This window comes from Agromyces terreus (genome assembly GCF_009749465.1).
In the GTDB taxonomy this organism is placed as follows: Bacteria; Actinomycetota; Actinomycetes; order Actinomycetales; family Microbacteriaceae; genus Agromyces; species Agromyces terreus.
In genome coordinates this window covers 287,168-299,534 of record NZ_WBIS01000003.1, presented here as the reverse complement: position 1 = coordinate 299,534, position 12,367 = coordinate 287,168, and the positions used below count along the sequence as shown (strand labels likewise).

10 protein-coding genes and 2 pseudogenes are annotated in these 12,367 nt (G+C 73.0%); all 12 read right to left on the bottom strand.

Annotated features, from left to right (window positions below):
* Positions 1-47: 47 nt before the first annotated feature.
* The 12 genes and pseudogenes from GQQ92_RS09990 to GQQ92_RS09945 all read right to left on the bottom strand — a co-directional run bounded on the left by GQQ92_RS09990 (position 48) and on the right by GQQ92_RS09945 (position 12,365).
* Positions 48-1,079 (bottom strand): type IV toxin-antitoxin system AbiEi family antitoxin domain-containing protein, encoded by a 1,032-nt coding sequence (locus tag GQQ92_RS09990; RefSeq protein ID WP_156999093.1) that lies wholly within the window; start codon positions 1,077-1,079, stop codon positions 48-50.
* A 247-nt stretch (positions 1,080-1,326) separates the two neighbouring features.
* A complete protein-coding gene (pucL, locus tag GQQ92_RS09985; protein ID WP_156999092.1) occupies positions 1,327-2,337 on the bottom strand; it encodes a factor-independent urate hydroxylase in 1,011 nt (336 codons plus the stop codon).
* Positions 2,338-2,347: 10 nt separating this feature from the next.
* Positions 2,348-2,689: a hydroxyisourate hydrolase gene (uraH, locus tag GQQ92_RS09980; RefSeq protein WP_156999091.1), complete on the bottom strand. Its 342-nt coding sequence runs from the start codon at positions 2,687-2,689 to the stop codon at positions 2,348-2,350.
* Positions 2,686-3,201 (bottom strand): 2-oxo-4-hydroxy-4-carboxy-5-ureidoimidazoline decarboxylase, encoded by a 516-nt coding sequence (gene uraD, locus GQQ92_RS09975; RefSeq protein WP_156999090.1) that lies wholly within the window; start codon positions 3,199-3,201, stop codon positions 2,686-2,688. Before uraD ends, uraH begins: the two co-directional genes overlap by 4 nt.
* Positions 3,198-3,695, bottom strand: a complete 498-nt coding sequence (bcp, locus tag GQQ92_RS16965; RefSeq protein ID WP_197738196.1) for a thioredoxin-dependent thiol peroxidase — start codon at positions 3,693-3,695, stop codon at positions 3,198-3,200. The genes uraD and bcp overlap by 4 nt, the downstream gene beginning before the upstream one ends.
* Positions 3,696-3,824: 129 nt before the next feature.
* Positions 3,825-5,174: pseudogene (allB, locus tag GQQ92_RS16545) on the bottom strand (allantoinase AllB); the annotation flags it as partial.
* Between the two features lie 45 nt (positions 5,175-5,219).
* A pseudogene (locus tag GQQ92_RS16540) lies at positions 5,220-6,362 on the bottom strand (glycerate kinase); the annotation flags it as partial.
* 1 nt (position 6,363) lies between these two features.
* Positions 6,364-8,160 (bottom strand): glyoxylate carboligase, encoded by a 1,797-nt coding sequence (gene gcl / locus GQQ92_RS09965; RefSeq protein ID WP_156999088.1) that lies wholly within the window; start codon positions 8,158-8,160, stop codon positions 6,364-6,366.
* 18 nt (positions 8,161-8,178) lie between these two features.
* Positions 8,179-9,057: a 2-hydroxy-3-oxopropionate reductase gene (locus tag GQQ92_RS09960; protein ID WP_156999087.1), complete on the bottom strand. Its 879-nt coding sequence runs from the start codon at positions 9,055-9,057 to the stop codon at positions 8,179-8,181.
* An 82-nt stretch (positions 9,058-9,139) separates the two neighbouring features.
* A complete protein-coding gene (locus GQQ92_RS09955) occupies positions 9,140-9,949 on the bottom strand; it encodes a hydroxypyruvate isomerase family protein (protein ID WP_156999086.1) in 810 nt (269 codons plus the stop codon).
* A 312-nt stretch (positions 9,950-10,261) separates the two neighbouring features.
* Positions 10,262-11,074: a bifunctional allantoicase/(S)-ureidoglycine aminohydrolase gene (locus GQQ92_RS09950; protein ID WP_156999085.1), complete on the bottom strand. Its 813-nt coding sequence runs from the start codon at positions 11,072-11,074 to the stop codon at positions 10,262-10,264.
* 16 nt (positions 11,075-11,090) lie between these two features.
* A complete protein-coding gene (locus GQQ92_RS09945; protein ID WP_156999084.1) occupies positions 11,091-12,365 on the bottom strand; it encodes a DUF6986 family protein in 1,275 nt (424 codons plus the stop codon).
* Positions 12,366-12,367 lie beyond the last annotated feature (2 nt).

Below are 12,367 nucleotides of genomic sequence, written 5' to 3'. Positions count from 1 at the left end.
CGCGTCGTGGGCCGCCGCGCCGACGCCGACTCGGAAGTTCCTGCAGTTCACGCGAGGCTGTGGTGCCCTCGATGGCGCCGGACGATGCGGGCGTCGTCGACGACGCGCACGACCGCCGCCTCGACCGCAGCCCAATCCTCGAGCACGTGGCGAGCGCTCGGACGGATGACCGGGAGGCCGAACGCCTGCCCGACGAGGGTGCGATCGCGGTCGGCGAAGAACTCCGCGGATCCGGAGTGGTACCCGCGGCCGTCGACCTCGAAGAGCACGCACTCCTCGATCAGGCCGTCGTAGCGGCCGAATCCCGCGAGGTCGACCTGCGACTCGACGCGAAGGCCGAGTGCCGCGATGCGCCGCACGAACAGGCTCTCGACGCCTGACTCCGGCCGCCCCGTGAAGGCGTCGACGAGCCGCGCGGCGTGGGACGGCGCGTCGCCGACGACCTCGTCGACCTGCGCCCTGGTGAGCACGCGTTCGCGCAGCGCCGAGTCGATCGCCGCCGCCGCGTGCTCGTCGTCGAGGCAGCGGATCGCGCAGGCGAGCGCGACCTGCGGCGAGACGATCCAATCGAGCACCGCGGCGGGCGCCGGCTCGTGCGTCCAGTGGATCCTGAGGCCGTCGGCGGGGCGGGCGAACGGGTCGGAGCGGAGGGCGGGGCGGCCTGCGGAGTCGGCGGGGTGGTCCGACAGGCGGATGTCCCGACCGCGGCGGCGGCGCTCGTGCACGGCCGGGTGCCAGACGCCCGCCGCCGCCGACGTCGCCGGCGGATGCTCGTGCGAGGCCGCCCGACGGAGCCGCGCGGCCGTGCGGGGAACCTGCAGGTGCAGGTCGCGCCCGACGCCGGCCCACACGCCCCACCGTGAGAGGGCCGAGACGCACCCCAGGCGGGCGCCGACCTCGACCGCCCGGAGCTGGTCCCGATCCGCCGAACGCGAGGCGACCCACCCGTGCCGCACGCGGACGAGGTCGCCGGCCGCGAGGGCGAGCCGGAGCATCCGCTCATCGACGCCGTGGGCGGCGAGCGTTCGAACGCGAGCGACCTCGCCGAGGGTGTGCAGGATGCCGTCGATTCGCGCCATGCGACGATCGTGCGGCCGCGCTCGGGCACCGGGCGGGCGCCTGCGCGAGGCATCCGCTCGGCGCTTCGGATCCGGAGCTGTGGAGGAGCGGTGATCGCAGGAGGAATACGGCGGGCTGCGGCGCGTCGTGGCCCGCCGCGCCGCCGTCGCCGCGAATGTTCCTGCAGTTCGGGGGCGGGGTGGGGGGGGGGGGGGGGGGGGGGGGGGGCGGGCGCCCCCCCCCCCCCCCCCCCCACGACGGTCTCGATCAACAGAAGGCGCCGAGGCTGGCCCACGCTTCGGCCGGGCTCGCGGTTCCCTCGCGCTCGACGCTCGCCTCGATGAGGCCGTAGGAGCGGTCGGAGGCGAAGAACACCTCGTTCGGGTTGTCGAGCCCGAACGGCTCGAGATCCACGACGAAGTGGTGCTTGTTCGGCATCGAGAACCGGATCTCGGCGATCTCGGGGTGCGCCTCGAGCACGGCCTGACCCATCTCGAAGAGCGTCGTCTGCAGCGCGGCCGAGTAGTTCTCGGTGAACGCCTCGAGGAGGATCGCCTTCACCCGGTCGTACACCGCGTTGTAGTCGACCTCGGCGCCGTCGGCGTAGCGCCAGCGGGTCGAGACGCTCGTCGCGAGGATGCGGTCGGTGGTCTCCTGGAGGGTCGTGTAGCGGTCTTTCGGGTACCCCTCGAAGCCCGAGCGCGTGGTCTTCAGGACCGTGAGGTCCTTGAGGCCGGCGAACACGTGGCGCACCTCGCCGTCGGCGACGACGGCGGCCGTGCGCACCTCCTGGCCGGAGCGCACGAACGAGTGGTCGTGCGGGGCGCCGTGGGCGACGATGCGCTCCCAGGCGTAGCTCTCGGCGAGCCAGCGGCCGCCCGTGACCCAGTCGAACGAGCCGGTGAAGTGGTCGGCGAGCCGCTGCAGGAACCGCTCGGGCGAGCCGACCCCGTCGCGAGCGAACGCGAAGATGGTGTTCTTCTGCGTGTCGGTCGCGACGACGTGCGCGTTGTCGCCGTCGAGGTGGGCCCCCGCGAAGTCGCCGCGCAGCTGCGAGGTGACGTTGAGGTCCTCGATCTCGTGGCGATCGGTGTCGCGCGTGACCTTGACGACGCGGACCTCGGCCTTGCCGTACTGGTTGGCGCCGAGGACGATGCCGGCGGCGCCGCCGGACTGTCCGTCGGTCGCGGGGTTCGCGGGGTTCGCGGGGTTCGCGTTGGATGCGTTCGTTGCGTTCTTCACTGCGGCGTCTTCGGTGCGGGTGAGGATGTCGGTCATGTTCTTCTCTCTAGCTTCCTCGGTAGGTTGAATAGGCGAACGGGCTCAGCAGCAACGGCACGTGGTAGTGCCGCCCCTCCTCGTCGACGAGGAAGGTGAGCTGGACCTCGGGGTAGAACGTGGGGGTGTCGCTGGCGGCGAACCAGGCTCCGGTGTCGAACCGCAGCCGGTACTCGCCGGTCGGCACGGATGCCGGGCCGAGCTGTTTCGCGCGGCCGTCGGCGTCGGTCGAGCCGGTGCCGATGAGGCGCCACCCGGCGCCGTCCCTGGCGTGCAGCTCGACCGCGACGCCCGCGGCGGGCCTGCCGACGGTGGAGTCGAGCACGTGGGTCGTGATCTGGGAGATGCTCATGGCGCGAAGATTCCTTTCAGCCGGAGCACGGCGATCTGCCGCAGTTGGTCGGCCACGACGGCCGCTTCCTCGGCGTCGGAGTTGCCGAGCCGTTCGTTGAGCGCGGCGAGGATCTCGCTCGCGCTGCGGCCGGCGGCGCGGATCAGGAAGACCCGGCCGAACCGGCGCTCGTACGCAAGGTTCCCTTCGACGAGGGCCGCGGCGACGTCGGCATCGGTCTGGTCGATGCCCGCCTGCTCGGAGCGGGACAGCGCCGCCTCGCGGTGCGCGCCCGTGGCCCGCTCGCCGATGCGCGGGTGGTGCGCGAGCGCCTGCTCGACCTCGTCGGCCGTGAACGGCGACGCGGCGAGCTCGGCGGCGGCGAGCAGCAGCTCGGTGCCGACGAAGGGCCGTGCATCGGCGAGCTCCTCGCACCAGCGGTCGACGTCGACGCAGGGGCGGAGCAGTGCGATCGCCTCGTCGCGGTCCATCGAGTTGAACGCGTCGACCGCGGTCACGGTCGTCGCGCTCATGCCGTCGCCGCCTCGGAGACCCCGGCCAGTGCCTCCCGGAGCCGGGCGACGTGCCCGGCGGGGGCGACGTCGTACTCGAGGTGCGCGACGCGCCCCTCGGCGTCGACGACCACGGTCGTGCGGATCAGCCCGTCGAAGGTGCGCCCGTCGACCGTCTTCTGGCCCCACGCGCCCCATGCCCTCGCGACCTCGGCGTCGGGGTCGGACAGGAGCGGGAAGCTCAGCTGCTCGGCGGCCGCGAACTCCGCGAGCCGCTCGACGGGATCGGGCGAGATGCCGAGCACCGTGTAGCCCTCGGCCTCGAACGCCGCGAGGTTGTCGCGGAAGTCGCAGGCCTCGACCGTGCAGCCCGGCGTGAACGCGGCCGGGTAGAAGTAGACGATGACCGGGCCGCCGCGGAACGACGAGAGGGTGCGGGCCGTGCCCGAGGCATCCGGGATCGTGAAGTCGGGCGCGAGCTGGCCCGGCTCGAGTTCGTCGGACGAGTTGATCATGATGCTCCGTTCTGATGGGCGGTTCGTGGAATCGGATGCCTCGGCCGTGCCGGCATCCGGGCTCGTCGCGGGCGCGATCGGGGCCGGGCTCGGACCCGGCCCCGGCGCGCCGGCGACGGCTGCGATGTCCCGTCGCAGCAGCCGGCCGCGTGCGTGCTCGCGGTCGATCGGCGCGCCGGCGAGGTAGGTCCGGCGCACCTCCCCCGTGAGCTCGCGCCCGTCGTACGGCGTCACCGGGTGCCGGTGCTCGAGGGCACGGGCGTCGACGGTGAACCGCGCGTCCGGTGCGAACACGGCGAAGTCGGCGGCGGCACCCACCGCGATCCGCCCCTTCGCCGTGAGCCCGACGCGACGGGCCGGCGCCGCGGACATCCACTCGACCACGCGGGTCAGGGGGATGCCGCGGCGACGTGCTTCGGTCCAGACGACCGGAAGCCCGAGTTGCAGGGAGGCGATGCCGCCCCACGCCTCGACGAAGTCTCCGTCGCCCGCGAACTTCAGCTCGGGTGTCGCCGGTGAATGATCGGTGACGACGAAGTCGAGTTCACCGCGCTCGAGTCCCTGCCAGAGCGCGTCGCGGTTGCCCGCCTCGCGGATGGGCGGGCAGCACTTGAACGCCGTGGCGCCCGCGGGGATCTCTTCGGCGGTGAGGGTCAGGTAGTGCGGGCAGGTCTCGACGCTGAGCGCCACGCCGTCGCGCTTGGCGGCGGCGATGCGCGCGAGCGAGTCGCCCGAACTCAGGTGCAGGATGTGCGCGCGGGCGCCCGTGCGGGCGGCGCGCTCGATGACGTCGGCGATGGCCGCGTCCTCGGCCGCGCGCGGACGCGAGGCGAGGAAGTCGGCGTAGTCGACGCTGTGCGGGTGGGGTGCGCCGTCGATGACGTGGGCGTCCTCGGCGTGCACGATGAGCATCGAGCCGGCCTCGGCGATGACCTCCATCGCCTGCTCCATCTCGTCGGCCGTGACGGGCGGGAACTCGTCGACGCCCGAGTGCAGGAGGAAGCACTTGAACCCGAAGACGCCCTCGTCGACGAGGGGCGCGAGGTGCTCGAGGTTGCCGGGCACGAATCCGCCCCAGAAGCCGACGTCGACGAACACCCGGCCGTCGGCGGCGGCGCGCTTGGTCTCGAGGGCCTCGACCGAGATCGTCGGCGGCACGCTGTTCAGCGGCATGTCGACGATCGTCGTCACGCCCCCGGCCGCGGCGGCCCTGGTCGCCGACGCGAAGCCCTCCCACTCGGTGCGCCCCGGCTCGTTGACGTGCACATGCGTGTCGACGAGGCCCGGCAGCAGCACCTCGTCGGCGGCGAGGTCGACCGTCTGCGTCGCCTCGAGCCCCGTGCCGAGCGGTGCCACACGGGCCACGACGCCGTCGCGGACGCCGATCTCGCGCGCCGAGAATTCGCCGTCGACGAGCACGCGTTCGCCGCGCACGACGAGGTCGAAGGGCGCGGATGCCGCGAGCCGATCGCGCTCGATGGGCCCGCCGCGGTCGATGGGCCGGTCGCGGTCGATGGGCCCGCCGAGCTGCGCGGCGAGCTGCGCGGCCAGGCGTTCGAGCAGCTCGGGCGCCTGCGCGATGGCGCGGTCGGCGTCGGGCTCGAGCTCGAGCAGCTGCCGCACGCCGGCGAACCCGGCCGTGCGGAGCGTCTCGTCGTCGAGGCTCGTGCGGCCGCAGACGGCGTAGACGGGGACGCCTGCCTCGGCCGCGACGCGGGCGACGCCGATCGGCGTCTTGCCCATGAGGCTCTGCTCGTCGAGGCTGCCCTCGCCGGTGACGACGGCGTCGGCCCCGCGGAGCGCCTCGGCGAGGCCGGTCAGGGCGATGACCACGTCGATGCCGGGCCGGCGCTCCGCGCCGAGCACGGCGAGCGCGGCGAACCCGACGCCGCCCGCGGCGCCCGCCCCGGCCCTGACGGCGGCGGCGCGGGGCGCCACCGGGAGCAGACGAGTCGGCCCCGCGGCATCCGTCGCCTCGAGCACCTCGACGAACCGGGCGAGCGCGGCGTCGAGCGCGGCGACGTCGGCGTCGTCGGCGCCCTTCTGCGGACCGAACACGGCCGCGGCCCCGGCATCGCCGAGCAACGGGTTGTCGACGTCGCTCGCGAGCACGACGTGCGCGGACGCGAGCCTCGGGTCGAGGCCGCTCAGGTCGATCGAGGCGAGGCCGGCGAGCGCACCGCCGCCGAGCGGCAGGTCGCTGCCGGCGTCGTCGAGCAGCCGCGCACCGAGCGCGGCGAGCAGTCCGGCGCCGCCGTCGGTCGAGGCGCTGCCGCCGATGCCGAGCACGAGCTCGCGGCATCCGGCGTCGAGGGCTGCGCCGATGAGCTGGCCCGTGCCGAAGCTCGTGGCGCCGAGGGCGTCACGGATGCCCCCCGGCAGCACGTCGAGCCCCGAAGCCCGCGCCATCTCGATGACCGCGACCTCGCCGCGCACGGCGAACTCTGCCTCGAGGGGCGCGCCGGTCGGGCCGGCCACGACCGCGGTGCGGCGATCGTAGCCGGCCGCGACCGCGGCCTCGAGCGTGCCCTCGCCGCCGTCGGCGACCGGCACCGACACGACCTCGATCGAAGGATCCGCCGACCGGAGCCCCGCGGCGACGCGCTGCGCCACCTCTGCGGCGGTCAGCGACCCCTTGAACTTGTCGGAAGCGACGATGACGCGCATGTCAGACCTGCTGGAGCGACAGGATCGCGGTCGGCGCGTCTTCGGGCGTGGTCGCGATCTCCTCGAACTCGTTGACGCCGTCGATCTCGACGCCCATCGAGATGTTCGTGACCCGCTCGAGGATGACCTCGACGACCACGGGCACGCGGTGCTCGGCGAGCAGCGACTCCGCCTCGGCGAACGCCGCGGCGAGGTCTTCGGGGCGTTCGACGCGCACGGCCTTGCAGCCGAGTCCCTCGGCGACCTTCACGTGGTCGACCCCGTAGCCGTGGGCGACGCTCTGCTCGTCGGCCGGCGTATTGATGTTGTCGAACGCGAGCGACACGTGGTAGTCCATCTCGAAGCCGCGCTGCGACTGCCGGATGAGGCCCAGGTAGCTGTTGTTCACGACGACGTGGATGTACGGCAGGTTGAACTGCGCGCCGACCGCGAGCTCCTCGATCATGAACTGGAAGTCGTAGTCGCCCGAGAGCGCGACGACCTTCTCGCCCGGCTTGCCGCGCACGACGCCGAGCGCCGCGGGGCCGGTCCAGCCGAGAGGGCCGGCCTGGCCGGCGTTGATCCACTTGCGGGGGCCGTACACGTGCAGCATCTGCGCGCCGGCGATCTGCGAGAGGCCGATCGTCGAGACGTAGGTGGTGTCGGCGCCGAACGCGAGGTTCATCTCCTCGTAGACGCGCTGCGGCTTGATCGGCACCGAGTCGAAGTGCGTCTTGCGCTGGAGGCGGGCCTTGCGCTCGCGCACCTCGTCGGCCCAGTCCGAGTAGTCGGGCAGGCTTCCGGCGACGGCCCGTTCCCGGGCCACCGTGAGCAGGGCTTCGAGGGCGGCCGCGGCATCCGAGACGATGCCGTAGTCGGGCGCGAACACGCGACCGATCTGCGTGGGTTCGATATCGATGTGCACGAAGGTACGCCCCCGCGTGTAGGTCTCGATACCCCCGGTGTGGCGGTTCGCCCAGCGGTTGCCGATGCCGATCACGAAGTCGGATGCCAGGAACGTCTCGTTGCCGTAGCGGTGCGAGGTCTGCAGGCCGACCATGCCGGCCGCGAGGCGGTGGTCGTCGGGGATCGCGCCCCAGCCCATGAGCGTCGGCACGACGGGCACGCCGAGCAGTTCGGCGAGCTCGACGAGCTGCGCCGACGCGCCGGCGTTGATGACGCCGCCGCCGGCGACGATAAGCGGATGCCTCGACGCGGTCAGCAGGTCGAGCGCCTTCGAGGCCTGCGCGCGGCTCGCGGCCGGCGTCGCGATGGGCAGCGGCTCGTACGTGTCGATGTCGAACTCGATCTCGGCCATCTGCACGTCGATCGGGAGGTCGAGCAGCACCGGTCCCGGCCGCCCCGAGCGCATGAGCTGGAACGCCTGTTGGAACGCGCCCGGCACCTGCGCCGGCTCGAGCACGGTCATCGCCATCTTCGTCAGCGGCTTCGCGATCGACTCGATGTCGACGGCCTGGAAGTCCTCCTTGTGGAGCTTCGCGACGGGCGCCTGGCCGGTGATGCAGAGGATCGGCACCGAGTCGGCCATGGCCGCGTAGAGGCCGGTGATCATGTCGGTGCCCGCGGGGCCCGACGTGCCGATGCAGATGCCGATGTTGCCGTCGGCGGCACGGGAGTATCCGTCGGCCATGTGGGAGGCGCCCTCGACGTGACGGGCGAGGGTGTGCCGGATGCCGCCGTGGGCGCGCATCGCGGAGTAGAACGGGTTGATCGCGGCGCCGGGGAGGCCGAACGCCTCGGTGGCGCCCTCCTTCTCGAGGATCAGCACGGCCGCGTCGACGGTTCGCATACGAGTCATGGGAGTGTCCTTACGGGATTACTCGCGGCCTGCGGCGGCGAGGGTGAGCTTGAAGAGTCCGGAGTGGTCGAGGCCGCCGTCGCCCTTCGCGACGGTCGAGCCGACGAGCTGGGCGACGTGGGCGCCGAGCGGGACGACGATGCCGGCCTCGCGGGCGGCTCCGGTGACGATGCCGAGGTCCTTGTCGTGGAGGGCCAGTCGGAATCCGGGGGCGAAGTCGCGGTCGAGCATCTTGCGCCCCTTCTGGTCGAGCACCTTCGAGCCGGCGAGTCCGCCGCCGAGCACGGTCAGCGCCGCGTCGGTGTCGACGCCGTACGCCTCGAGGAAGAGGATCGCCTCGGCCAGCGCCTGGATGTTCACGGCGACGATGAGCTGGTTCGCGGCCTTGACGGTCTGGCCGGCGCCCGAGGGGCCGACGTGCACGATCGTCCTGCCGACGGCCTCGAGCACCGGGAGGGCCGCTTCGAAGTCGGATGCCTCGCCGCCGACCATGATCGAGAGCACGCCGTCGACGGCGCCCTGCTCGCCGCCCGAGACGGGCGCGTCGAGCGGCCGGAGTCCGGCGGCCCGGGCGTCGGCGGCGACCTGCTGCGCGACATCCGGTCGGATGCTCGAGGCATCCACCCAGATGGCGCCGACCTTCGCGTTCGCGATGATGCCGTCCTCGCCGCCGGCGACGGCCGCCACGTCGGGCGAGTCGGGCACCATCGTGATGATGACGTCGGCGTCGGCCACGGCGTCGGCGACGCTCGTCGCAGCCCGGCCGCCGTCGGCGACGAGCTGCTCGATGCGCTCGGGCGAGCGGTTGTAGCCGGCGACGGCGTGGCCGGCCTTCACGAGGTTGCGGGCCATGGGCAGGCCCATGATGCCGAGTCCGATGACTGCGATGTTCGTCATGGTGCGTCCTTTGCGGTGCGTGCGGGGGTGTGGTTCGTGGGTCGCGGGGTGATCGCGGGGTGATCGCGGGGTGCGCGTTCGGTCAGCGGGCGTCGGCGGCCGCGGGTTCTGCGGCGAGCCAGGCGAACGCGGTGTCGGCGGGGGCCTTGTACTCGAGGCCGATCGGCCCGTCGTAGCCGAGTTCGCGGCTGCGGGCGATCCACGCGTCGAGCGGGAGGGTGCCGGTGCCGGGGGCGCCCCGCCCGGGGTCGTCGGCGATCTGGATGTGGCCGAACCGGGCCGCGTGCGCCTCGATGACGGATGCCACGTCGTCGCCGTTCACGGCGAGGTGGTAGAAGTCGGCGAGGAGCTTCACGTTGTCGGCGCCCGAGGCGGCGCGCACGCCGTCGATCACGCGGAGCGCGTCGGCGGCCGTGAGCAGCGGGTACCGCGCCGCACCGCTGACGGGCTCGACCAGGACGGTGCCGCCGATCGCGGCGACGCCGGCCGCGGCCGCCGCGAGGTTCTCGATCGCCACGGCGTCCTGCTCGGCGGGGTCGACGCCCTCGACGCGGTTGCCGTAGAGCGCGTTGAAGCCGCGCGTGCCGAGCTCGCGCCCGATGCCGGCGACCACGTCGATGTTGTCGCGGAACTCGGCCGCGCGTGCGGGCCACGACACGAGGCCGCGGTCGCCGCCCGGCATGTCGCCCGCGAAGAAGTTGAGGCCGGTCAGCTGCACGCCGGCGTCGCGGATCGCGGCGATGAACGCGTCGACGTCGCGATCGGCGGGGACGGCCTCGGCGAACGGCCACCAGAATTCGACCGCGTCGAACCCGGCCGCGGCGACGGCGGCGGGACGCTCGAGCAGCGGCAGCTCGGTGAGGAGGATCGAGCAGTTCACCGTGTACGTCATCTTCGACTTCCTTCGTCTTTTCCGTAATTCGGAATTTAACTTCTGCGTGATGAAATACTAGGCGAGGGATCCACGGAGGTCAACACCAGTTCGGCTTCCGTCGGAGGTCGGCCCCGCCGAGTGCAGGAACTTCCGCCCGACACGCCGTGGATCGGGGCACGACACGCCGCGCGGCATCCGGAACTTCCTGCAACTCGGACGGTGGCGTCGCGCTCGAGGCGGCCGGACGACGAGACGCCCGGCGATCTCGAGGGATCGCCGGGCGTCGGGTCGGGTGCCCGCACACGCGGGGCATCCGGAGTTCAGGTCGCGTCAGGTCAGCCGGATCTGCCGGTTCATGTCCTTGTAGAGCAGGTAGCGGAACGGCTCGGGGCCGCCCGCGTAGCAGGCCTGCGGGCAGAACGCGCGCAGCAGCATGTAGTCGCCGGCCTCGCACTCGACCCAGTCGTCGTTGAGCCGGTAGACCGCCTTGCCCTGCAGCACGAACAGTCCGTGCTCCATGACGTGCGTCTCGGCGAACGGGATCGATCCGCCCGGCTGGAACGTGACGATGTTGACCTGCATGTCGTGCGCGAGGTCGCTCGCGTCGGAGAAGCGCGTGGTCGCCCAGGCGCCGTCGGTGTCGGGCATCGGCGTCGGCTCGATGTCCTGGTCGCGCGTGACGAACGACGCGGGCGGGGCGATGCCGTCGACGGGCTCGTAGGCCTTGCGGATCCAGTGGAAGCTCGTGATCTCGTCGCCCTCGTTCGCGAGCGACCAGTTCGCACCCGGCGCGAGGAAGGCGTACCCGCCGGCCTCGAGCACGTGCCGCTCCCCCTCGAGGTCGAGCGCGAGCGATCCCGCGGTGACGAACACGACGCCCTCGACGCCGGCCTCGGGCTCTGGCCTGGTCGCACCGCCGCCCGGGGAGATCTCGACGATGAGCTGCGAGAAGGTCGTCGCCGAGCTCGGCGTGGGGCGGGCGAGGATCCAGGAGCGGGTCCCGGTGAACCCCGGGAGGCTGCTCGTCACGATGTCGCGCAGCACGCCCTTCGGGATGAAGGTGTACGCGAGCTTGACGACCGCGCGGTCGGTGAGCAGGTCGGTCTGCGGGGGCAGTCCGCCTGCCGGGGTGTAGTAGCCCACGTGGACTCCTCTCGGGTCAGGTCGGGTCGGGTCGGGTTCGGTCGGCGAGCCGCGGATGCGCGAGGCCGACGAGCCTCGGGCGGTCGATGCCGATGTCGGCGGCGACCTCGTCGGGCGTGATCGCGCCGCAGGCGACGCCGCGGAGGACCACGTCGGCGAGCGCCCGAGCGGTCGCGGGTTCGTCGAGCACCGCACCCGGCGTGCGCTCGAGGTAGGCGCGAAGGCGGGCGGATGCCTCGGGGTAGGCCTCGCGGTAGAACGCGAACGTCGCGAGGTAGCGGGTCGGCAGCTGGTTGGCGTGCAGGTCCCAGCCCTGGTAGTAGCCGCGCTCGAGCGAGCGGCGCACGAGCCTGGCGTGCAGCGCCCACGCCGCTTCGCTGCGGTCCCCGATCGGCAGGATGTTCGTGGAGCCGTCGGAGAGGCGGATGCCGGTGCCGGCCGCCGCGAGCTGCATGACGCCCTTCGCGAGGTCGGCCGCCGGATGCTCCATCGACTGGTACCGCGCGGCGATCGCGAGCGAGGCGCTGTAGTCGTAGGTCCCGTAGTGGAGTCCGCTGATGCGCCCGGGGGCGGCGAGCGCGAGCTGCGCGACCGGGGATCGTCCGTCGGCCCCGAGCACGAGCTGCGGGGTCTCGACCTGCACCTCGAAGCGGAGGCGCCCCTCGGGGAGCCCGTGGGCGCGTTCGAGGGTGGCCGCGGCATCCGCCATCGCCTCGACCTGCGCGACGGTCGTGACCTTCGGGAGCGTCAGCACGAGGCCGTCGGGCAGCGGCCCGCGTTCGACGAGGCCGGCCACGAACCGGTCGAGGGTGCGCAGCGCGCGGCGTCGCGTCGGCGCCTCGAAGCACTTGAAGCGGATGCCGATGAACGGCGGCGCGACCCCGGCCTCGACGGCGTCGGCGATGCGCGCGGCCGCGAGCGCGGCATCCGCGTCCTCGGCCTCGTCGCCCCGGTCGCCGTAGCCGTCCTCGAAGTCGAGGCGCAGGTCCTCGATGGGCTCCTCGGCGAGCTTCGCCGCGACGCGCGGCACCACGTCGTCGGCGATGTCCGGCGCGATGCCGACCCGCCCGGCGAGGGCCGCGAGGCCGCCGGCGGCGTCGACGGCGTCGCGTGCGGCGCTCCCCCACTGCGCGGGCAGCTCGGGGGCGAACCGGTCGGCCGGGACGTACACGGTGTGCACGGGTTGGCGCGAGCCGTCGTCGCCCGCATACGCGGTGGCGAGCAGCTCGTCGGTGGCGAGGAGCCGGGCGTCGATGCGGTCGAGGTCGTCCGCGGTGAATGCGCTCGCCATGT